This is a genomic window from Paenarthrobacter sp. NPDC091669 (assembly GCF_044756725.1).
Lineage (GTDB): Bacteria > Actinomycetota > Actinomycetes > Actinomycetales > Micrococcaceae > Arthrobacter > Arthrobacter bambusae_C.
In genome coordinates this window covers 1-22,081 of the sequence record NZ_JBIVTK010000014.1, presented here as the reverse complement: position 1 = coordinate 22,081, position 22,081 = coordinate 1, and the positions used below count along the sequence as shown (strand labels likewise).

Genomic DNA, 22,081 nt, shown 5'->3' with positions numbered 1-22,081 from the left:
GTTAAGTGTGTCCCAACCACAAGTTCTTGGCAGACCACCTCAGGGCAACGCAGGACAATTGCTAGCCGCGTCAGAACGACGCTCCGCTGTGCAGCGCCGGGTACCCTGTCACCTTGAGGACATCCTATTAGCGAACCGCGCGCCAGACAGTTCTAGCGGACCAGGAAGGCAGGCCGGTACATTTCTGATGACCATAAGACGACCTGGCGTTCTAATACGACAGGTAGAACTCATAATCTGCCCATTCCACTCCCACTCAAAACATTCATTGCAGGGCAATAGACATCGTCGTCTACGGTCTTGCCGAGCGTCCATCTACTTCGAAATCAGCCCTAGGCTACTGCCACCGGTTTGTCGATAGGGGCAAGGTTGATGCTGCTGTCGCACTGGTCAACCACGCGCAAATCATGCGTCGAAACAAGAACAGTCGCACCAGCGGCACAAAACTCCCTAAGAATATCGACTACCACCCCCGCGTTACCTATATCAAGAGAGCCGGTAGGCTCATCCGCCAAAATGACGGCCGGACTCTTCAGAATAAGACGCGCCAGGGCTACTCTCTGTTGCTCGCCGCCACTCAACATAGACACCCGAGTCGACTGTCGACCTCGCAACCCAAGCCGGCTCAAAGCAGCGTCCTTGGCTTCCGACTTCTCCTTCCTGCTTTGCCGGGAATAACCAAGCGCTACATCCAAATTTTGATCGACAGTCCAAGATTCAACGAGTCCATAGTTCTGAAAGAGAAACCCAAGACTATTACGGTAGATCCGACGCCGTGCGCCCTTCTTCATCGATACGAGATCACGCCTTCCAAGCTGGATCGCCCCCTCGCTGACGGAATCCAAAAGACCTATGCAGTTCAGCAGTGTGGACTTTCCGGAGCCACTCGGACCAGTAATTGCAGTCATCTCACCTGGTGAGACTGCGAATGAAAGATTCGACCATAGGGTTCGCTCGCCGAATCTCTTTTCGACACCAATGGCCTCTATTGCCATTGGCTCATTTACGATAATCAAGCTCATCTCAAATCTCCAAGCAGGAATTAGGTACGTTTAACATTCTCGCCGCGCATCTTGGACTCGTAAGTTGATACTGCTACGGCCACGCCTGTCAGGGAGATGCAGAGAACTACTCCCGCAAGCACAAGTGATGCCAGCTTGTCGGCCCTTAGTAATCCACTTACGGCGTTTGTTGACAAGAGCAGCGCCACCGCACTTCCCATGGTTATAACGACTAGGTAAAAGCCGTGTGTCCGAAGGAAGTTCCAGCCGTGAATGTATTTAAGGAAAATCGACCTCTTGTTTCGATCGATATAGATCGCAGCTAGTACACCAATTGCCAAGAACAGTACCAGTAGTGACACGCCAACATTCGTCGCGTTCAGCGTCATAGTGGCCGTTCTTTTATTCAGATCGTCTATGGCCCGAAGGGCTGGCGCAGTTACCGCCACAAGGTGCCGTTCGAGACCACTATTGGCCGCCGCCGCTTTGAACACGGCGTCATCCGTAAAGATAACGTTTCCACTGTTAGCCGCAACGGTAAGAAGGTACCACCCACTGAATACGTCTGACTCTGGGGACACGACAGCAATGACGGGGTCAGTCTGTGTCCAATTCTTCATGTCCCATGTGTCGCCGTAGTTGAACACATCTTGGTGGTCTTTGGTGTATACGACAGAAACATCAAGCGGCGGATAGGATTCACTGGGGACTCCTAGCTCCCACTTATGCCAATTGAGGTTTTGATACTCGGCAACGATTTTGGCAGTCTGCGCCCGAGCGCCTTCTGGAATCAGAAGATGGATGCCGTTCTCGAGCGACGGCAGCTGCCGGACCGGATCTCCTTCCTCGCTCAGAATTTGATTCCTTGCGAGATAATTGTTGTTCACGATCAGACTGTTACCAGTGTCAGGATTGTATGCGCTGTAACCAGGCGCTGGTGGACGGCTTGCGTCCTTTCGCGGATGAATCGCAAGGACAGCAGCGCCGATCCGGTCCAGGTTGTTGTAGGTATCCCCGAAGTCTCTAAACACTTTGCGGACGGCAGGATCAATTCGCTCGGGATCTCGATCGTTGAGTGTGTGCGGATTGATCTGAAGTGTGACGGAGCCCCGCTCTGCCGCCCATCGGTCAACACTCACTGAATCCGCGTCCAGGGAAACATAGCTAGCCATCGACGAGGTCGCAACAGCATAGACGAGGACGACACTCGCAATCTGGGTTACACCCGCAGCCACGCCCAACGTTCGAAATGATTGATCGCCCTTCAGTAGCCGGAGCGGATCGATGGCACGTTGGAAGATAAGGGCGAGGATATATATCGCGGTCATGAATGAAAAGACTGCGACGAGACCGACGCCAAGCCAGGCCATGAAAGACGCGTACTGGTTCAGGCCGTTATAGAATGTGAGAAATAGTGTGGCTCCAAATAAAAGGCCAAATGATGCAATGGCGAAGAATCGAGTAAAGGCCAAGACCTCGCTCACGCCAGTCCGCGCGACGCTGTAGCCATGCAATATCTGTATTGCCGTTGATCTGCGATTATGCGCCGAAGCATAGACTATGCTGAGCGAAAGCGCCAAGAGCAGCGCAATAAGCGTGGGGGCTGCCGCGGTGCCAAAGACTCCGCTCAAGAAAATTTCGGCATCGGAGTGACGGATAACCTCTGTGTCAATGCCTGCATCATTTAGGACATTGATTATCCGGGCAAGCTCGGAAGCATCTGCAGTCGTAACGTATGCGCCGACCACTCCCTGATCAATAAGCAGGTCAGCCACAAAGACCTCGGGTTTTGTGGCAGGGTCAAATGATGGATACTCATTCGCTCCCATGTTTTGCTCATGCAGGAGCTTGTTGCCCACAAATGAAAAGTACCATGGAGCGGCGCCTGTCTCACTCGGGTTTGTCCCCTGCTTGTAAATATTCTGTCCAGAGACAGCCGCTGCCTGTTCAATGGCTTGAATTGCTTCACCCGGAACGCTTGTAGTCGCGGTTATGAAGAATTGACCTCGCGTCCCGACCGGGATGCTCGAGTCCTTGGTTTGGTAGGAAAGAAAGATGACAACGAAGACAAATACCAGCCCGGCAAGAACACTGATTCGCAGCACGGGGTGGGAAAACTTGGAGAGCACTGGCAACCTGTCGGGTCAGTTCGTGGATGATGCCATTGGTGGCCAAGCACGACCCACTGCCCTGCCGTCGACAGGGCAGTGGGTCGTTGCTTTTAGAAGTTGTAGTAGTAGTTGCAACCGCTCCAAGCCCAGAGACCGGCGTTCGACCAAGAGCCAGGTCCAGCCGTCTTCCTGTCCGAAGCGTTACCACAAACAACCGTCGAGGAGTGGTTATATCCAATATTAAAGTCCGAGTAGTTCCACCCCGAAGCATTCCCATAGTTCCAAGTGCCGCCACCGGGGTATTGGGTTGCCGCCTGTGCGGGCGCCGCCACTCCCAGCCCTGCCAAGCCAAGACCAACTGCCAAGGTCCCCCCAAGGACGATCTTCTTAATCTTCGTCTGCATCATTCCACCTTTGTTGATCGAGGTTGTCCTATGCCTTCAGGCATGAGAGTCCGTCACCGGACATCGCCCAGCGTATGGATTAACCTCAATATTTACAAGTGGGTGTGTAATGTAAAAGCTGTCCTCGTCACCCTGAGGACTTGGCAGTCGCTGTCACTCGAATCGTGTAGACTTCCCTCCTGTTATCGCTCTGGCGGTCTTGACAGTCAGGACCACGGCGATGAACGCAACTACTAGGCTCCCTCCGACTACGACGTAATATGTTGGATCGGGCCAGGAAATCGTTCGGCGTCCATTCGTTAGTCCGGCGAGGATTGTCCACGCCACTACAAACCCGAGACCGATACAACTTCCGAACACGGTCACCAGTGGCGTGATCGTCTCGCCCACGATGATCCGCCGTAACGATCTCATCGGCATGCCTACAAGACGCAAAAGACCAAATACACGACGCCGATCAAGAACGCCAGCCATCGTTGCGACCCCAAGTGAGATTGTTGAAATCACGGTCGCTACCAGAATGGCAAGATTCGCGAGGCCTGCGAAACTACTGGCCACAGTGATCATGTCAGACTGATGCGCTTCTTTCCGTGTCAGCGGTGCATCCACGAATGGGACGCCACTTTTCAGGGCAGATGTCCGGGCTTTTTCGAGTCCTTTCACTCCGCCCTCTGTGGAGATTAGCAGGATGGGCTGTCCAAGATCCTTCACTACAACCCCGGGCGCAGGTGCAACGGAAATGGCCTCGTTACCTAAGAACCCGGGATCCACAAGGACGAAATGAGACCCCAAATCAGTCTTGTCGCGCTGCGAAATCAGTCCAAGAGCGGCTGCGTCCTCGGTCGAGAAGAACGGTCCACCTAGTGTCGGATGGTAGTAGCCCAGGCCTACGTGGGTCACTCCGGGCGCTTCTGAGAGCGCAGCAATTTCCTCAGCTGGGGGAGCCTCTGCCGTGCTAATTGAACCTACCAACGTTGATAAGGATAGATGGTTGGCATCGTCAATCACTTCATCACCCGCTCGTGCTGTCGTCACAGCAGCCGCAAATACGGATACAAGGAACAGGGCTAACACAAGCCCACTAACGGAACGAAAGGTCGAGCGGGGTTGCCTACGGATTCTGTTGAAGGCCACGACTCCTTCGGCAGTCCGCGCAAACTTAGCGGCTATCAAACTAACAACAAAGGTCAGGTACGGGCCGGCCATCAGCAATCCAAGCGTCGTTAGAATGAACCCGCCGACTAAGAGCAAATCCAAACCTGGAACCTTCAGTTTGTTGACACTCGCGACACTCGTCGCAACCATAGTCGCCGTGCCGAGAACAAGCGGAAGCAATGCATACATACGCGGGCGAGGTTCCTGTTGTTGCTTAGAGCCGCCAAGAGGGCCAATTTTCGCTTTCAGCGTCCTAGTCCAAGCGACCGTAGCCGTCGCGAACACCGCAAGAGCGATGACTACTATTGCGTTCACCGGATCAACGACAATGTCCGACACAAAAAAGCTGCCTTCGTTGACCGAGACATTCGCCGCAAGCGGCGAGAGGAGCAGAGCGAGAGCAACTCCACCCAGGGCGCCAACCGTACTGGTCATTGCCGTTTCGACTGCGGCGATGGATGCAATTGTGCGTGGCTTCGCTCCGATAAGACGAAGAGTGGCAAATCGCTCGCGCCTCTCGGCTGCCCCCAGGTCCGCCACGATACTGACAAGAAGGAGCACGGGAACGAGCAGGGCAATAGCTCCGATTACAGCGACAGTCTTGTAAACGGGATTACCGCCGAAGCTCGTACCTTCTAGATGCTCCACCACAACAGCACTGGGCGCGCGTCGCGCTTGCTCGATTGATTGCCCGGTAACCACCACGAGAGAGTCGGGGCTAGCCAATGCTCGATCTGGAACCCGCCCGGCATAGCTACCATAACGGTCCCCAAGCTCTTGGTCAGGGTTCTCTTCGATCAGCTTTTCTAGAGCTGGAGAGGCCAGATACGTGCCCGGTGCCGGGAGTTCATCAATCCCTGGAATTTGAGTAGTCCCACCATTCGGCTTGGCGATGATGAGTCGGTTAATAACTTGGCTTTCAAAGTAGTCATGTGAGGCAGCAGCAACTGCTTGATCTTCAGCCAGATCAGGTGCGCCTGGTGCCAGAGCGGACGCTGGATCACCAACGGGTTTGAGCCAAGATGAGCGAAGATCCCGCTCTTGCAGTCCATTGAAGGCGCCCAGCAGCAGCAAGATTAGGGTGATGCCAACGGCCACACCAGCGGAAATCCCCAGCAGTCGCCGCCTGGCTGCTTGATTGCTCGCCGAAACAAGCCTAATAAGCTGCAAATTCATGCGCTCACCGCCACGACCGCTTGACCTGCGGAAATTCGTCCGTCGCGGACTATGACTTCCCTGTCGGCATAGGAAGCAGTCCTGGGGTCATGCGTAATCACGACCACGGTGGTACCCATTGATCGAGCCAGATCCGTAAGTGTCAACATGACATTTTCGGCGGCCAGTGAATCCAGGGCTCCAGTCGGCTCATCGGCGAAAATTACCCGCGGCTCTGTGGCAAGCGCGCGAGCAATGGCTACCCGTTGAGCTTGACCGCCGGAAAGTTCGGCGGGAAGTTTACTCTGGTGTCCCGCGAGCCCCAACCGAGTCAGCCATCGATCGGCAACCCGGAGGGCTTCCCTCCGATTCCTTCCGGCCAGCAGCAGCGGAATGGTGACATTGTCACGGGCGCTCAAGTCCGGAAGAAGCTGCCCGAACTGGAACACAAATCCAAACTCACTGAGCCTGAGTTCCGCTCGCTTAGCATCATTTAAAGAACTGATGTTCCGACCACCGTATATTACTGATCCAGCGCCAGGCACAATCACCCCGGCTAGCGCGTGCAGGAGAGTAGATTTGCCAGATCCTGATGGGCCCATCACAGCAAGGATCTCACCCGCTTGGACATCGATATCCACACCCCGTAGGGCTTCGGATTGGCCAAACGTCACCTTGATGCCACGACCACTCAAAATAGGCTCATTGCTCGAGGTCATCGAATCCTTCATGCCTTTACCACCTCACTGCGCAGTTCAGCCAACCGCGCTTCAGTTAAATCCATCCACCGCAGATTTGCCTCAATCTGGAACAATGCATGGTCGAGCAACAAGACATTCATGAGGTCGGCGTTTCTTTTCGCTTGGGTCATTTGCCTCAACTGCTCCATGTGTTCCGCCCGCTGCAAGTCAAGGAGCCTGTTCGCGTCATCACCGAGCAGCAGCGCCACCACAGTCTTGGCAAACAAGTTGCTCTGCAGCCAAGTGGCAGGTACATCAGGTGTAAACAACCACTGCGAAACGCGGTCTCGACCTGAACTCGTAATCTGATACAGCTTTCGCTCAGGGCCGCCCCCCGATTCATGACCGAGGGCAACGATCAAGTCATCCCGCTGCAAACGCGAAAGCGTCGTGTACACCTGCCCATACGCCAACGGTTTCTTTGAACCAAAAAATCTGTCGTAACTGGACTTCAAGTCATATCCGTGACTGGGGCCAGCAGCGATCAGCCCAAGCAGGGTTTGTGTGTTGTCCATGACCCGACTATACACTACGTATATACACTCAAAATATAGTGGAAATTACACCACTCTCGCCGCCGGTTGAGCGCCCCGTACCAGTCGCATCGTTGATGCGCGAAGCCCAGCCCGACAACGCTCCTTTGGTGCGCCCCGGCACGGAAGGGCTGATTCGTCGCCGGCACGCGGCTACATGCGACTGCCCTACCCACTGTTCTTGGTGACGGGGTCCGTCGCACTTGCGCGAGGTATGCGACCTCCAACTGACGCTTCATCTAGTAAAAAATCTCCGAAGTTGCACCCAAAATGGTGGCGAGGTCGTTCTGTCGATTGGCTTCATGGCCGCGGTCGAGTTAGACGACACTCACCTATACATGCGGGTACAGAGCCCGTCAACCCGATGCCACGTTTGAATAAGGGCCAGTTTGATGATCTCGCAGTGCTCCGCTGATCGGTTCCGTTAACAGCGTGTAGGGCCAACTTCGCAGGCGAGACGGTAAGAATCGGTTCCGGTATCCGTGATGATGCCATTGAAGTTGAGGCGGTCAACGATGGCGGCGCATTGACGAGGTCTCTAACGATCAGCGTTCAACCGGAAAGGACTCGTTAGTGGCGATCTCGACGGACAGTTGAATGCGAGAAAACCGCTTGGTGTTCGTCAACAAGTTGGTCATAGACCCTTTGCTCGGTATAGCGCCGTTTTCGAGGAGCATCAAGATCGGCTGACAGTTTTGCATCAACTACGGTTTCATAGGACCCAGATCGGGCGACGGTCCGTTAGGGGCGGCTTCCGCGTCGGCGGTGCAGTCCCAACCAGGGCGCAAGAAGAACTGTTCTCATCGCTAAATGGTGCGACCGAGATCTATAACCCATGCACTCTTGCGTCCCTGCCGGTTTATGCGCGCAGCTCCACCTTCGCCTTCATCAAGGCTTTCCACAGATGGAAAACACTCTCGCTGAGCTCAGCGTGGGCTGGACTCAAAGTCAAACTTCGATCTATCAACCGGCGAGACATGTGATGGGGCCGGGTTCAAATTGTCAAACCGGGCTCCACTCAAATTGCCACAATCAGGAGTTTGGTTCAGCGGTCACTGACGCTGTAGCCCATGAGATTCAGGACGCAGTCAACTGTGTCGTCTAGGCGTTCCGACATACGGTCCCACTCACCGCAAAACCGAACCAGCTCCTTCGTCCCCAGTCCAGCCGATACGAGGAGCCAAGCGGCACGGTCAACGTCCGTACTCGGATGAATGAGGCTCTGACGTGCTGCCGCCTCAAGTTGCTTCACTACGAAAGAGCGCCAGGTCAAGAATGGATCAAGCCTGCGATTGGGGAACGCCTCGCGAGATTCTGACGCGATACGTATCCCAGCTCGGACGGCTGGCCGCGACTCGATGTTCCGACCGACCACACGAAACGCAGCCCGCAAGGCCTCTAGCGGCCCCGCCACTCCGGCATCCTCGCCAACTTGCTGAGCGAACTTCATACTGGCTCTCTCAAGGTCAAGGATCGCTTCGGCAATCTCTCGCATGCTGGCGAATTCTGCCTGAAAGTGGTCTTCGGTCAGGCCGGTCGCCTGACGCACCTGCTCCAGCGAAACGTCTTCATATCGATTTTTACAAAGGATGACGGCCGCTACTTCAAGTATCTGGCCTCGTTTCGAACCAGGAAGACCGCCCTGCCCTGAAGATCGCCCGGCCGTTGCGGAATCGCTCATTCGACGGCTTCTTCGAAATAGGCCACAGAAGCCGCAGCAACGACGCCATCGGATGTCTCTGAGGCGACTTGCAGGCATCGTAACAGGCGACCATTGACCTTCAGGGCCGACTCTTTCACGATTCTGGTGGTTGTCGTGAATTCCGCCCCAGCGAAAGCAAAACTTGTCGAGACTGGGTTTGGCAAAGTGATGCGCAAGCTGCGCATCCATAGATTTTCAACTTTCTCGCGTCTCGTCTCCCCCGCACGATAGACCAGAGCCTGAGTGAGCTGCCCAAGCGTAACTAGGTAATGGATGATAGGCATCTCCAACGCCCACCTGTTTGACGAAGTCACGGTGACTTTCCCGGCCATGTTTGGATCATTCCTGACTGCATGCGTCGCCATCAATACGGACGTGGAGGGGTCAAACTGGACAGTCGTAGTCCAGATCACCGGTCGGGACACTGCGGTTTTTTCGCCCTTGGCTCCCAGAGACACGCCAACCGTAGAAAGGTCGCGAGGCAGGGGCCAATGAGGATCCGAAACACTCATCCTTACACGAATGTTTCCGACGAGCGCCGACACGAATTCACCGGACCATCCGGCCGGGGTGCTAGGGGAAAGCGCTAAAGTCACCGGCACAGCCTTCAAATCCCACCAAGGAGTGCTGCCACTATGGAGCTCGACTTGCAGAACATCGCACTCACCAAAAGCGAGCGAGCCTTCACTAACTTGCCGGACGCTTTGCAGCGCAAGTAGGCCAAGCACAATTGCGTCGATTGAGCTAAGGTGTGGCGTTCTGGACGAACCGTCCGGGTTTACCGACCAACGCTCAGGATAGGCGACTTCACCGGTCCAGCTACAGTCGCGAGGTGCGTCGCTCTCTTCCACCGTCGGATCACGAAGGGTATGTGAAACCTGCCGATACCCTTGCCCGAAGTAACGCCCTTCTGCTGGCCCGAGCTCATCGTCAAGGACTGCAGTATTGGTGACCGCCCCCACGGCGCCCCTCCCCCATTTGGTGCCCGCGGCTGCAAGCTTGTTTTTTCTTTACAGACTACCGCCTATACCTAATATCCTTAAGGTGAGAAGACCGGAAAATTGATAGGCTGACCTCATGTCACCCAAGAGAGGTCGGCCCTACAATCTGGAGATCGGCACTGCCTTGCGCCAGGCGGCCGAACGGGTCATGTCAGAGGGTGGTTTTTCTAGCCTGACCATTGACGGACTGGTCAACGAAGTTGGGACTACCCGACCATCGTTTTATCGGCGGTACCGTAACGTGGCACATCTGGCTTTCGACGTAATCCAGCACCGTTTTGGCACCCAACCCCATAGTGCCGGCACCTCTCTAGCGAAAGACCTTCTCCAGCTCCAGCGCGACGAGGTCGCAATGTTCGCTGACCCGCTTGTTCGAAATAACCTTCCAGGTCTCCTCGAATCGATGCGTACGGACTCTCATGTACGCGAGCTGTACTTGGAAGGGTTCATAAAGCCTCGCCGCGCAAATGTTATGTGCGTACTCAACGCCGCAATTGATCGAGGCGAGGTCCAGGGAAGTGACGTTGATCTCAACTGGATTTGCGACCTTCTCCTTAGCCCCGTCCTCACTCGCGCCCTACTACCCACCCCAGGCGGCCTAAACGATGAACTTGCAAGACGCACGGCCGATCTGGCTCTTCGTGAGTTAACCTCCAACACCTTTGCCACATAGGCTCTCCATGCCACACCGCGCCAAAAACAACAGTTTGCCCGTGCCTAGGTGCAACAGGTCCGCATGCCTACGGTGCCAGAGCGGCTTCAATAAACGTCCATCCTCGCACAGGCCGGCGTGCTCCTTGCCGAAGAAGAACAGATAACGCAGGACGAGGGCCACAAGCGATCACACCGATGACTTGCCATCTTCGAGCAGGAAGAGGCGTGCCGTGTCGTAACTGACACCCACTTGTTTGGCGATGGCGCGGATGACCATGCCCTCCTGGCGTAGCTTCAGAATCTGGCGTTCCTTTGCCGGTGTCAGGCCTTGCTTCCGGCGGGCAATGCCACGCTCATCGAGCAGCCGAAGCAGTGATGACTTCGCAATCCCTGCTTCTGCGGCCAATGAAGTTGTCGACTCACCCGCTTCATATCTAGCGACAATTTCGTCTAACTTGGCCTTGCCAAGTCGATCGACCAGACGGTAACGCGAACGAGCGGTCATCACACGGGGCATCACGACAGGCGGATTTACAGAGGCCAGAGCCGCATCCAGCGCGTCCAACCGGGCCAGCTTAGGGCGAGCATGCTTCGAATACTCTGCGATGACCTCGACCAAAACAAAAGAGGGTCTTCCAGTTGGAAGGCCCTCTTTTGTGTTCCCGCTGCCCCTGCGAAAGGTACAAAAGAAAACCCCGGAGCATCGCTCGTCACGCTCCGGGGTTTCTTTTACTACAATTGATTTACATCGGGTCCGGCCAGTTGCCGATGGACATCGGTGTGTACGTGGTGTCCGTTGACTTGGTCGGCGCCGCTACGCGCATAGGATCGGGCCAGTTGCCGATAGCACTGACAGTGCCGGAATCTACTGCGGGAGCAGCAGAGACCACACCGGGAGCCGCGACTGCGAGCGTCAGTGCGCCCGCCACGGCCACTGAAGCAATGATTTTCTTGAACATGATGTAGTACCCCAATGCGAGTCGGATTCGTTACGGAAATTGCACGGTCCCTGTTGACATACATTGTAAAATGTTTTCCACAGAGACTGTCAAGGTTTTGGTCAAAAGACACCTGTAGGAGGGACCCGTGGGAAACGGATTCGGCGAGAAGCTACGTGCCGAACGGCTCGAACGTGGGTTAACGCAGGCTGAGCTCGGCAAAAACCTGTATTCACCCAGCTACATTTCGCTGCTCGAGACCGGCCGCCGCGAACCAACGGCTGAGGTCATCGAAGAACTGGCACGCCGGCTTGAGCTCGCGCCGAAAGCCCTGGAAGCGTGGAGCCAACCCGTTTCCGTCAGCGACGCCGAATACGTCCTCGCCGGTCTGTATGCCCGCCAAGCCTGGGACCTCCGCGACTACCAACTCGCCGCCAGCCACGCCGCCACAGCCGCGCAAATCGCCCTCGAGGCCAAAAACAACAGCGCCTGGTGGAACATGACGTACATGCAGGCCGAGTGCGTGATGAAACAAGGCCAGCTGAAGGAATGCCAGCAAATCGTTGAGCACCTCCTGGAACACCCCATGGCCACGGAATCCGCCGGCCTGGGAGTCCGCGCCTGGCAGATGCTTGCCGCGGTGTGCCACGGGCAAGGCCAGCTGGCCACCGCCGTCGAGCATGCAAAGCAAGCAGTCAAGCTCAGCGAGCAGCTGCCCAAAGGGTCCACGCTCATCATCGGCGCGCACCGCGCGCTGATCGGTGCCCTTGCCGAGAGCGGCAAGCTGGATGAGGCCTGGGAGTACTGCCTGGCCATGATCGAGCACATGGACGAGCACTCCATGTCCCAACTCGCAGGCGAGGTGGCCTGGGTGGTGGGCAACGTGGCCTTCATGCGCCATGACTATGTGGAGGGCATCAAGCACCACGAGCGCGCAGCCAAGCTCCTCTCCCCCGCCAACGACATTGAATTGTGGGCCCGGTTCAACAAGGCCTCCGCAGCGGTCCGTCTGTCATCGGGGATCGTGGAACCGGAAACCCTCTCCGCCATCGAGCGTGCGGAACTCGCGTTGTCCATTGTGGGCGGAAACAAGACCGATCAGTTGGAGGTCGCCTTCATCCGAGCCCGCTGGCTGTACTTGACCGGTGACATTCCGGCCGCCGTCGACAAACTCCGCGAAATCCACGCAGACCGTAAGGTCCTGGCCAGGCACACGGCCGGCGAAGTCTCGCTGTTGCTCGGCAAGTCGCTGAAAGCAGCAGGCGAAGCCGCAGAGGCGCTCCGATTCCTGGAAGAGGCCCAGCACGACTTCAGCGCTGCCGGAGCCTCAGACAGGGTCCAACAGGCCATGGACGCAGTTCTGGAGATCCGACTGGCCGAGCGCCGTGCCGCCAAGGAACACTCGGGAGCATAACCAGCCCGACGCAAAACTGCCCCGCACCAGACGGTCCGGGGCAGTTTGCGTTAACCTAGGCGAACGTGCGGCCTGTGAGCTTCTCGTAAGCCTCCACATAGCGGGCACGGGTGCGCTCTATGACCTCGGCAGGCAGGGCCGGTGGCGGTGTGTCGGAGGACTTGTCCCAGCCTGACTCGGCGGACGTCAGCCAGTCGCGGACGTACTGCTTGTCATAGGAGGGCTGCGACTTGCCCGGCGCGTAGGTGGACGCGTCCCAGAACCGCGAAGAATCCGGGGTGAGGACTTCGTCGCCCAGCGTGATGATGCCAGTAGCTGCATCAATGCCGAACTCCACCTTGGTGTCGGCCAGGATGATGCCACGTTCGCGGGCGATTTCCTCGGCGCGGGTGTAGATCTTCAGGGTCAGTTCACTGAGGCGGGCTGCGATGTCGTCGCCCACCATGGCCACGACGTCGTCGTAGGTGATGTTGACGTCGTGTTCGCCCACCTCGGCCTTGGCCGACGGCGTGAACAGTGCCTTGTCCAGGCGTGAACCGTCCACCAGGCCTTCAGGCAACGGGATCTCGCAGACCGTGCCGTGTTCCTTGTACTCCACCAGGCCGGAGCCAGTGAGGTAGCCGCGGGCAATGCACTCCACCGGGAACATATCCAGCTTCTTGCAGATCATGGCCCGGCCCTCGACGGCGGCAGGAACGCCACCCTCAACCGTGGACGCCAACACGTGGTGCTCAACGTCCAACTGGTCGAACCACCACAGGCTCAGCTGAGTCAGGACGCGACCCTTATCCGGGATCTCGCTGCTCAGGACATGGTCGTAGGCGCTGATGCGGTCGCTGGCCACAACCAGGACGCATTCCTGGCCGATCTTTTCCGTGATGGCTTCGTCGGCCGGGACATAAAGATCGCGCACCTTGCCGGAGTAGACGTGCGTCCAGCCCGGAAGTTCCAGCGTTTCGGTTTCGAAGCCGCCCTCCGGAAGAAAATCAGTCATGCTCAGGCCTGCACTTTCGGGATGGTTCCAGTGGCCGTGTGCGGCACGCGGATTTCGCCGCGGGCGGCCTTGCCACCGATGTCCGTGCGGAACTGTGAGCCTTCAAGCTGAACCAGCTCCACGCCGTCGTACGCTTTTTCGCGCGCTTCCACCAGATCGGAACCAAGCGCGACAACCGCAAGGACGCGGCCGCCTGCGGAGACCACCTTGCCTTCGTCATCCAGCTTGGTGCCGGCGTGGACCACGTGCACGCCGTCCAACTCGTCAACCTTCTTCAGGCCGCGGATACGGTCGCCGGTACGGGGCGCGTCAGGATAGTTTTCGGCGGCCACGACGACGGCGACTGCCGTGTCCTTGGACCAGCGCAGCTCCTCGGCGGTGTCCAGTTCGCCCTTGGCAGCTGCCAGCAGCAGCGCACCGAGCGGCGTCTTGAGGCGGGCCAGGACAGCCTGCGTCTCGGGATCGCCGAAGCGGACGTTGAACTCGATGACGCGCGTGCCGCGCGAGGTCAAGGCGAGTCCGCAGTACAGCACGCCGACGAAGGGGGTGCCACGGCGGGCCATCTCGTCCACGGTGGGCTGCGCCACGCGGTCGATGACTTCCTGGACCAAACCTGCGGGAGCCCACTCAAGCGGGGTGTACGCGCCCATGCCGCCCGTGTTGGGGCCTTCGTCGTTATCGAAGATGCGCTTGAAGTCCTGCGCCGGGGACAACGGAACGGTGGTGCGGCCGTCGCAGAGGACGAACAGGGAAACCTCGGGGCCGTCAAGGAATTCCTCGATGACCACGGTTCCACCGGCGTCGAAGCACGCTTGGGCGTGTGCCAGGGCTTCGGCGCGGTCCTTGGTGACCACCACGCCCTTGCCGGCGGCCAGGCCGTCGTCCTTAACTACGTGCGGCGCACCGAACGTGTCCAAGGCGTCAGCAGCTTCCTCGGCGTTGGTGGCCACGCGGGCCATGGCCGTGGGGACGTTGGCTTCGGCCATGATCTGCTTGGCGAAAGCCTTGGAAGCCTCCAACTGGGCAGCTTCCTTGCTGGGACCGAACACCGGAATGCCGGCTTCGCGGACGGCGTCGGACACGCCGGCAGCCAGCGGCGCCTCGGGTCCTACGACAACCAGGTCCACGCCCAGCTTGGTGGCGAGGGCAGACACGGCTTCCGGGTTGTTCCCATCAATCGCATGAGTGGGAACGAGTTTGCTGATGCCCGCGTTGCCCGGGGCCGCGTGGACCTCGGAAACGTTGGGATCTTCAAGCAGAGAGCGGACAATGGCGTGTTCGCGGCCGCCTGGGCCAATGACGAGTACCTTCACAGTCCTCAAGGGTACTTTGTGAAGGGCGCGCGGCCTAAGCTGTGTCATTCACCGGACCTTGCTGCGCCCTAGACTTGGCTTATGCCCATGAGTTCGCATGAAACGTTCAGCGTTGAGTCCGCGGTGGAACTGGCAGTGATCGAACGAAGCGGCTTTATAGAGTCCCGGCACATCGGCGCGGCCGTTGTTCTTGCCGGCGACGGCTCGGTGGTCACCCGTCTCGGTGACATCGATGCCCCCATCCTGGCCCGCTCCACCCTCAAGCCCTTCCAGGCCCTTGCCTCCATGCAGTCCGGCGTGCCCCTGCGTGGCGCACAGGTTGCTGTCGCCTGCGGCAGCCACACCGGCTCCCTGGACCACATGGACGTTGTGGAGGGAATGCTCAAAGCTGCGGGCGTGAAGGAAGAAAACCTCCAGTGCCCCACCGCCTGGCCGCAGGACGAGACTGCCCGCAACTGGCTGGTCCGGTCGGAGCGGGGACAGTCCAAGCTGGCCTTCAACTGCTCCGGCAAGCACGCCGCTTTCCTGTGGGCCTGCACCGAAAACGGCTGGGACCTGCGCAGCTACCTTGAGCCGAACCACCCGCTCCAACAACGGGTTCGATCCGTCATTGAGGAATACAGCGGCGAAACCATCTCCCATTTGGGGATCGACGGTTGCGGCGCTCCCGTTGCCGCCATCTCGCTGACCGGACTGGCCCGCGCCTACTCCCGGTTGGCCAAGTCCCCGGGGGATAAATCGTCCAACGCCAGGGCTGCCACCATCGCCACCTCCATGCTCGACTACCCCTGGGCCGTCCAAGGAACGGGCGAGTCCAACACCATCGTCATGGAAGAACTCGAGGTCCTGGCGAAGATCGGCGCCGAGGGCATTCTGGTCCTGGCTACGTCCACCGGCGCAACGGTGGCCGTGAAGATGCTGGACGGAAACCTCCGCGCCACGTCCCTGGTGGGGCTCACCCTCCTGGCCGTGAGCGGCGCCGTGGACATCCCGGCCGTTTCCAACGTCCTGGAACGAGTGGTGGAGCCGGTCCTCGGAGGCGGACGCACCGTGGGCAAGATCCGGCTGGGCCACGCTGTCTCGGCCCTGCTCGACTAGTACTTCTGAGGAGAAAACCCATGGCAGTTGCACGCCGCCGCGTCAACATCGAGGAAGGCCGCGCCGCGCTGGGAGCCTGGCAGGCCGCCGTCGAACCTTCCGGCACCGCTGGTTCGCCGGGCGCCGCAGCCGGGAACGCGCCGTCGCGCTCGTTAATTGCGACGGCGGTCCGTTACTCCTTGGAGGAAGTTACCGCCCGCGCGCCCGGCAATTCGGTGGAGGTCCGCGTACCGCCGTACGGGGTCACCCAATGCGTGGAGGGTCCCCGCCACACGCGCGGAACTCCCCCGAATGTGATCGAGTGCGACGCCGCCACCTGGCTTTCGTTGGTGACCGGCAGTCTTTCATGGGCGGATGCCGTTTCAACCCACCGGGTGACCGCGTCCGGCCTACGCGCGAACCTCTCCGAACTGCTCCCCCTCTAGGGAGTTTTTGTACAGCTAATGCCCCTAAGACCGTGTCTTAGGGGCATCAGCTGTACAAAAAACCATCCGGTTTAGTCCGGGCAGACCGGGGTTGTTGTCTTGCCGGGTTTGCTCATCTCAAACTGAGGGATCTTGTCCTCCGTCGGTCCGCCGCCGAACTTGGGCGAGGGATCGCGGCCGTCGCTGATGCGCTCCAGTTCCTGTTCCTCGAACACTTCTTCCTTGCCGAGCATGATGGCCGAATCATGGTTGGTGATTTCGCCATTGAAGGCGCGGAGCATGACGCTGCGATCAAACTGGCCTTCCCACTTGGCTACCACGAACGTTGCCACGCAGTTGCCCAGCAGGTTGACCACAACACGCATGGAGTCCATGAGGCGGTCGGCTCCGAGGAGGAGTGCGACGCCGGCTACCGGGAAGATGCCGAGGGCCGCAGCTGTTGCGGAGAGGGCCAGGAAGGATGAGCCCGGGACGCCCGCCATGCCCTTGGAGGTCAGGAGCAGCACGCCGAGGGCAGCCAACTGCTGGCCGAGGTCAAGGTTGTGGCCGAACGCCTGGGCCAGGAACAGCAGCGATATGGAGAGGTAGATCGCGGCGCCATCGAGGTTGAAGGAGTAGCCCGTGGGAACTACCAGGCCGGTAGTGGCACGCGAGCAACCCGCATTGGTCAGCTTGGTCATGATGCGCGGCATCACGGCTTCGGTGGAAGCCGTACCGAGCGCCAGCAGGAACTCTTCACGGGTGTACTTGAGGAAGGACCAGAGCGGTACGCGGGCGAAGCCCCACGCCACCAGGAACAGCAAGCCGATGAAGATGATGGCTGCGCCGTAGCACGCAGCTATCAGGAGTCCGTAGGTGCTGAGCGTGCCCAGTCCGTACTGGCCGATGATGAATGCCATGGCACCGAAGGCACCAATGGGGGCCACTTTCATGATCCAGGACATGATCTTGAAAATCAGTTCCAGGACGGTGTCCATAAGGCTGATGACCGGCATGCACCTTTCACGGCCGATGACCACAATTGCGGCGCCAAAGAAGACCGAGAAGAACAAGACCTGAAGCAGGCTGTTGTTGGCGAACGCACCAATCACGCTGACCGGAATGACGTCCAGCAGGAAGGCCGCGGCATCCTTGGGCGGCGCGTTTCCGGTCTTGGCGTTGAGGGCGTCCTGGGACAGCGTGGAGGGATCGATATTCAGTCCGGCGCCTGGCTGGACGATATTTCCCACGATGAGTCCGAAGACCAGGGCAAAGAGGGTGGCGCCGGTGAAGTACAGGAGCGCTTTGACCCCGACCCTTCCGACCGCCTTGACGTCGCCCACTGCCGAGATGCCTGTGACGATCACGAGGAAAATCAGCGGGGCAATGATCATTTTGATGAGTTGTATGAATCCATCACCCAGTGGCCGGAGGGCGGACCCAATGGTCGGCCAAAAATGACCGATGAGTACACCTGCGACGACGGCGATCAGGATTTGAAAAAAGAGTGACTGGTACAGCCGCTTTTTCTTCTGCGGGGCCGAACTCGCCTTCAGCGCCGCGGGGTCTGGGATCTTCATTGATCTGAACCAATCAGTTTGGGAACAGCCCCACGTTTTGGGGGGATATTTTCAATGTAATCCCGCTCACATCATTCCGCAAGGGGGAAATGAGTTTCCATATTGTGGAAGTCACATTCGGTTTGGAGGAGCTCTAGCCGCGCCTCCACCACCTTCTATGGCGCAGAAATGCCCGTGACACACCGTCTTACAGGCGCGTCACGGGCATTCCGGGATCACAGTGGGTGGTGGCGGTACGCGAGCACCCACGCGGGACGGGTGGTTGGCGCTAGCCGCGGCCTACGAAAGGCATGCCGGCAGCCGTCACCACCAGGGACCCGACGCTGGCCGACGCCGGCATGTTGGCCATCATCAGCACGGCACGCGCCGCGTCGTCCACGGGGAACATGGGCTCCACCTTGCGGCTGCCGTCGGCCTGCAGCGCGCCGGATCCAACGCCGATGGTGTCCATGATTTCGGTGCGGGTATTGCCGATGTCGATCTGCCCACAGGTAATGCCGAACTCCCTGCCGTCGAGCTCGATGCTCTTGGTCAGGCCCGTCATCGCGTGCTTGGTCACGGTATACGCCACGGACCTGGGCCTCGGTGAATGCGCTGAGATGGAGCCGTTATTGATGATCCGGCCACCCTGCGGCTCTTGGGCTTTCATGGTCCGCACAGCTTCGGCCGCACACAACATGGAGCCGGTCACATTGACCTGCATCGTCGCATTCCAGTCATCCACACTGATCTCGCCGACGTCTCCAGCCGGGCCAAAGATCCCGGCATTGTTGAACAGCACATCAACCCGGCCCCAGCGCCGGCGGACCTCCGCGAAAAGGCGAGCGACGTCGTCGGGCGCTGTGACATCGCACTGAACCACCAGCGCGTTCGGGTGGTCCCCGGCGGTCTCCAGCAGTTGCGCCTCACGCCGGCCGGCAAGCGCCACCATGTAGCCATCGGCGAGCATGAGCTTGGCGACGGCCCGCCCAATACCCGAACCGGCCCCGGTCACGACGGCGACCCTCGGGTCAGTAGGCGGGTTCGAGTCAGTCATGTGGTTGCCTTTCAGGGAAATGCGGTGGCAGCGTCAGCGTGCGGCTTGGGTGGGGTGGGCTGTTGTTGCCTGAGTTGAGGCTGAGGTTATCGGCCAGCCTATGACAGTCTTCGGACGCGGCGTGGCATAGGTCCTGACCTTGGACGTGGACAGGCCAAGACGGACCAAGGACTCGGCAATGGTGACAGCTGCCGCCACACCGTCCACTACGGGAACTCCGGTGCGCTGACGGATCTCCTCATCGAGTCCGGCCATACCGCCACAGCCAAGGACGATCACTTCGGCTTTGTCGGCGTGAACCGCTTGCTCGGCCTGGCTCACGATTGCTTCGACAGCGCGCTCCGGATACTCCTCCAGTTCCAACACGGCCATGCCACTGGCCCGCACAGAAGCGCAGCGCGCGTCCAGGCCGGCGAGCTTGAGGCGGTCCTCGATGAGCGGAACCGCGCGGTCCAGCGTGGTGACCACCGAATACTTGTGGCCCAGGAACATCGCGGTGCTGGCTGCAGCCTCGGTGATATCGACCACCGGAACATCCAGGAGCTCCTGAAGGCCTTCGCGGCCGTGCTCGCCATAGCCGGCCTGGATGACGGCGTCGAAAGGCTCGGGGTAGTTGACCACGGCGTCCATGACAGCGATCGCGGCGAGGTAACTCTCAAAGTTTCCCTCGCAGGAGTCTGCACCGAAACGCGGGGTGATGCCGATGATCTCGGTGCCGGGGGCCGCGGCCGCACGGGCCTGGGCTGCGATGGAGTCCGTCATGGACTGGGTGGTATTGACGTTTGCGACAAGGATGCGCATGGGATTCCTCTCAACGGCAGCGCCCGTCTGCTGCCGGGTGACCTGGATCCACTTGCAGGAATCCGGTAGCCGGGAGGACGGGCGACGCCTTGATGTTCGGTGAGTCAGTGGGTGCTGGCGACGGCGATCGGCTCGCCGGAGACGTCCTCGTGGACCTGCTTCTTGTCCGCGACAGCGAAGTACGTCAGAGCGGCGACGCCGGCTCCGATGAACCAGGCGAACGGTGCAGCTGCTGCCAGCCCGGGAATGAAGGCGATGGCAATGGCGAGGCCGGCTGCCGGAAGCATGGCAATGATTGCTTTCGGGTTCACACCGCGCTTGTAGAAGTAGGCGCCCTTGGGATCCTCGGTGTAAAGCTCGGGGACATTGACCTTGCCGCGGCGGACCAGCCAGTAGTCGGCCATGACTACGCCGAACAGCGGGCCAAGCAGCGCACCGAGGCCACCCAGGAAGTACACGATCACAATCGGGTTGTTGTAGAGGTTCCACGGAAGGATGACCAGGCCAATGGTGCCGCTGACCCACGCCGCTTTGCGGAAGTTCAGGTGCCGCGGGAACAGGTTGGTCAGGGCGTAGACCGGAGCCACGAAATTGGCCATCAGGTTCACCGCGATGGTCAGGATCAGCAGCGCAAGGCAAGCCAGGACCAACAGCAGCGTATTGGGGATGCTCTCCACAATGTCCGAGGGACTCTCAATGACAGTGCCGTTGATCTTGTACTGACCGCCGGCCATCACCACAACGATTGCGCCGAAGAGGAGCATGTTGATGGGGATGCCCCAGAAGTTGCCCTTGACGATCGACTTCTTGGAGGCCGAAGAACGGGTGAAGTCGCAGAAGTTCAGGACGAACGTTCCGTAAATGGAAACCCAGAGGGCGCCGCCGGCAAAGATGGTGAGCCACATCTCGGTACCTTCCAGGCCCTTGATGCCGCTCCACTGGATGGCTCCGCCTGCTTCAATGAAGACCCACACCGCGATCGCAGCCATGGTCACCAGGATGATGGGTCCGGCGAAGGCCTCGTACTTACGGATCATTTCCATGCCGAAGCTCACGATCACCAGCTGCACAATCCAGAGCGCCACGAAGGAGAACCAGCCCAGGGTGGAGAGGCCAAGGATGGAGTTGCTGTCCAGATCCTTCAGGCCGGGGGCCATGGCCACCAGCATGACGCGGAGGACTACCGAAGCCAGGTAGGTCTGGATGCCGAACCACGCCACGGCAACGGCGCCGCGGACCAGGCTGGCAATCTGCGCTCCGCGGATGCCGAAGCTGATGCGGCTCATGACCGGGAAGGGTACGCCGGTCTTCTCGCCCATGAATCCCGAGAAGTTCAGCAGGGCGAAAAGGAGGATGGCACCGATTCCGAGGGCCACCAGAATCTGCCAGCCGCCCAAACCAAGGGAGAACAGGCCGATGGCAAAGGCATAGTTACCCAGGCTGTGGACGTCGTTGGCCCAGAGGGTAAAGATGCTGTAGCTGGTCCACTTGCGGCCCTTGGCCTTGGTGGGAGCGAGGTCGATGTTGTAAAGACTGGGGCTGATGGTACGGCCTGATGCTTCGGAAGCAATGGTGCAGAGGTCGGTGTTGCCCACGACCGGGTGGTTGGGGCCACCTGCGTTTGGTTCTCCCGGAGTCTCAGTGACGCCGACTGATGAAGTCGTCTGCATCGTGGATCTCCACTTCGTACTGATTCCACATTGCGGAATCTAGTTATTGAATAGTGAAAGTACTCTATGACTCAGGTCACGTAACGTCAAGGATTTCCTGTGTATGCAGGGTCACATTCGGTTGCTTGGGCAGCGGTTTCCCAGTTGACTGTTTCGGATACGCAATCCGTATTGACGCTGCCCATCAGCAGACGTAATCTCGAATTGCAGAATTTTATTCTCACAATACGAAATTCCTTGAGCGCCCCCCACAGAGCAAGCGCCCAGACATTCAATGAAGAGAGGTTGGACGTGGCTGCAGGAGAAGAGACCTCACACATCCTCAGCGGGTTGACTGCCCAGCTGCCTGATCGTGATCCGGAAGAGACCGCTGAGTG

General features: G+C 58.9%; 21 protein-coding genes. 5 read left to right on the top strand and 16 right to left on the bottom strand.

The annotated features are described in order from the left end of the window. Nucleotides 1-332: 332 nt before the first annotated feature. The 8 genes from ACIQLI_RS19800 to ACIQLI_RS19765 form a co-directional block, all read right to left on the bottom strand. The gene (locus tag ACIQLI_RS19800; RefSeq protein WP_400391546.1) at nucleotides 333-1,022 is read right to left on the bottom strand and encodes an ATP-binding cassette domain-containing protein; all 690 of its coding nucleotides are present in this window, start codon (nucleotides 1,020-1,022) and stop codon (nucleotides 333-335) included. Nucleotides 1,023-1,042: 20 nt separating this feature from the next. Then, nucleotides 1,043-3,130, bottom strand: a complete 2,088-nt coding sequence (locus ACIQLI_RS19795; RefSeq protein WP_400391544.1) for a hypothetical protein — start codon at nucleotides 3,128-3,130, stop codon at nucleotides 1,043-1,045. A gap of 92 nt (nucleotides 3,131-3,222) precedes the next feature. After that, nucleotides 3,223-3,516, bottom strand: a complete 294-nt coding sequence (locus tag ACIQLI_RS19790) for a lactococcin 972 family bacteriocin (RefSeq protein ID WP_400391542.1) — start codon at nucleotides 3,514-3,516, stop codon at nucleotides 3,223-3,225. 153 nt (nucleotides 3,517-3,669) lie between these two features. Continuing rightward, nucleotides 3,670-5,847: an FtsX-like permease family protein gene (locus ACIQLI_RS19785; RefSeq protein WP_400391539.1), complete on the bottom strand. Its 2,178-nt coding sequence runs from the start codon at nucleotides 5,845-5,847 to the stop codon at nucleotides 3,670-3,672. After that, nucleotides 5,844-6,557 (bottom strand): ABC transporter ATP-binding protein, encoded by a 714-nt coding sequence (locus tag ACIQLI_RS19780; RefSeq protein WP_400391536.1) that lies wholly within the window; start codon nucleotides 6,555-6,557, stop codon nucleotides 5,844-5,846. The genes ACIQLI_RS19785 and ACIQLI_RS19780 overlap by 4 nt, the downstream gene beginning before the upstream one ends. After that, nucleotides 6,554-7,081 carry a PadR family transcriptional regulator gene (locus ACIQLI_RS19775; RefSeq protein ID WP_400391533.1) on the bottom strand — a complete coding sequence of 176 codons (528 nt, stop codon included), beginning with the start codon at nucleotides 7,079-7,081 and terminating at the stop codon, nucleotides 6,554-6,556. Before ACIQLI_RS19775 ends, ACIQLI_RS19780 begins: the two co-directional genes overlap by 4 nt. 1,063 nt (nucleotides 7,082-8,144) lie before the next feature. After that, nucleotides 8,145-8,780 carry a hypothetical protein gene (locus ACIQLI_RS19770; protein ID WP_400391531.1) on the bottom strand — a complete coding sequence of 212 codons (636 nt, stop codon included), beginning with the start codon at nucleotides 8,778-8,780 and terminating at the stop codon, nucleotides 8,145-8,147. Then, a complete protein-coding gene (locus tag ACIQLI_RS19765; RefSeq protein WP_400391528.1) occupies nucleotides 8,777-9,763 on the bottom strand; it encodes an AvrD family protein in 987 nt (328 codons plus the stop codon). Before ACIQLI_RS19765 ends, ACIQLI_RS19770 begins: the two co-directional genes overlap by 4 nt. A 115-nt stretch (nucleotides 9,764-9,878) precedes the next feature. On the opposite strand from ACIQLI_RS19765, the gene ACIQLI_RS19760 reads away from it, so the two are divergent. Then, a complete protein-coding gene (locus tag ACIQLI_RS19760; RefSeq protein ID WP_400391525.1) occupies nucleotides 9,879-10,475 on the top strand; it encodes a TetR-like C-terminal domain-containing protein in 597 nt (198 codons plus the stop codon). A 168-nt stretch (nucleotides 10,476-10,643) separates the two neighbouring features. Here the strand turns inward: ACIQLI_RS19760 and ACIQLI_RS19755 are convergent, their stop codons facing one another. Both ACIQLI_RS19755 and ACIQLI_RS19750 read right to left on the bottom strand, forming a co-directional pair. Next, nucleotides 10,644-11,021 (bottom strand): hypothetical protein, encoded by a 378-nt coding sequence (locus tag ACIQLI_RS19755; protein WP_400391523.1) that lies wholly within the window; start codon nucleotides 11,019-11,021, stop codon nucleotides 10,644-10,646. Between the two features lie 178 nt (nucleotides 11,022-11,199). Then, nucleotides 11,200-11,415, bottom strand: a complete 216-nt coding sequence (locus ACIQLI_RS19750) for a hypothetical protein (RefSeq protein ID WP_400391521.1) — start codon at nucleotides 11,413-11,415, stop codon at nucleotides 11,200-11,202. A 127-nt stretch (nucleotides 11,416-11,542) separates the two neighbouring features. Between ACIQLI_RS19750 and ACIQLI_RS19745 the strand changes: the two genes are divergently transcribed. After that, nucleotides 11,543-12,808 carry a helix-turn-helix domain-containing protein gene (locus tag ACIQLI_RS19745; protein WP_400391519.1) on the top strand — a complete coding sequence of 422 codons (1,266 nt, stop codon included), beginning with the start codon at nucleotides 11,543-11,545 and terminating at the stop codon, nucleotides 12,806-12,808. A 55-nt stretch (nucleotides 12,809-12,863) separates the two neighbouring features. Here the strand turns inward: ACIQLI_RS19745 and ACIQLI_RS19740 are convergent, their stop codons facing one another. Continuing rightward, nucleotides 12,864-13,802, bottom strand: a complete 939-nt coding sequence (locus ACIQLI_RS19740; protein ID WP_354512323.1) for a phosphoribosylaminoimidazolesuccinocarboxamide synthase — start codon at nucleotides 13,800-13,802, stop codon at nucleotides 12,864-12,866. A 2-nt stretch (nucleotides 13,803-13,804) separates the two neighbouring features. Next, nucleotides 13,805-15,115, bottom strand: coding sequence for a phosphoribosylamine--glycine ligase (gene purD / locus ACIQLI_RS19735; protein WP_400391516.1), 1,311 nt, complete (start codon nucleotides 15,113-15,115; stop codon nucleotides 13,805-13,807). 81 nt (nucleotides 15,116-15,196) lie between these two features. Between purD and ACIQLI_RS19730 the strand changes: the two genes are divergently transcribed. Both ACIQLI_RS19730 and ACIQLI_RS19725 read left to right on the top strand, forming a co-directional pair. Then, complete coding sequence (locus ACIQLI_RS19730; RefSeq protein ID WP_337339135.1) at nucleotides 15,197-16,213, top strand: asparaginase; 1,017 nt, start codon at nucleotides 15,197-15,199, stop codon at nucleotides 16,211-16,213. A gap of 20 nt (nucleotides 16,214-16,233) precedes the next feature. After that, nucleotides 16,234-16,638 carry a sterol carrier family protein gene (locus ACIQLI_RS19725; RefSeq protein ID WP_354229273.1) on the top strand — a complete coding sequence of 135 codons (405 nt, stop codon included), beginning with the start codon at nucleotides 16,234-16,236 and terminating at the stop codon, nucleotides 16,636-16,638. 71 nt (nucleotides 16,639-16,709) lie between these two features. Here ACIQLI_RS19725 and ACIQLI_RS19720 read toward each other — a convergent pair whose 3' ends face one another. The 4 genes from ACIQLI_RS19720 to ACIQLI_RS19705 all read right to left on the bottom strand — a co-directional run bounded on the left by ACIQLI_RS19720 (nucleotide 16,710) and on the right by ACIQLI_RS19705 (nucleotide 21,704). Further along, on the bottom strand, nucleotides 16,710-18,197 hold the full coding sequence (locus tag ACIQLI_RS19720) for a cation:dicarboxylate symporter family transporter (RefSeq protein ID WP_400391512.1): 1,488 nt from the start codon (nucleotides 18,195-18,197) through the stop codon (nucleotides 16,710-16,712). A gap of 268 nt (nucleotides 18,198-18,465) precedes the next feature. After that, nucleotides 18,466-19,233: an SDR family oxidoreductase gene (locus tag ACIQLI_RS19715; protein WP_400391509.1), complete on the bottom strand. Its 768-nt coding sequence runs from the start codon at nucleotides 19,231-19,233 to the stop codon at nucleotides 18,466-18,468. Between the two features lie 33 nt (nucleotides 19,234-19,266). Continuing rightward, on the bottom strand, nucleotides 19,267-20,034 hold the full coding sequence (locus tag ACIQLI_RS19710) for an aspartate/glutamate racemase family protein (protein ID WP_354229267.1): 768 nt from the start codon (nucleotides 20,032-20,034) through the stop codon (nucleotides 19,267-19,269). 104 nt (nucleotides 20,035-20,138) lie between these two features. Continuing rightward, on the bottom strand, nucleotides 20,139-21,704 hold the full coding sequence (locus ACIQLI_RS19705; RefSeq protein ID WP_400391506.1) for an NCS1 family nucleobase:cation symporter-1: 1,566 nt from the start codon (nucleotides 21,702-21,704) through the stop codon (nucleotides 20,139-20,141). 171 nt (nucleotides 21,705-21,875) lie between these two features. Here ACIQLI_RS19705 and ACIQLI_RS19700 point away from each other — a divergent pair. Then, on the top strand, nucleotides 21,876-22,081 hold a 206-nt coding region (locus ACIQLI_RS19700), incomplete at its 3' end, for a hypothetical protein (RefSeq protein WP_400391748.1).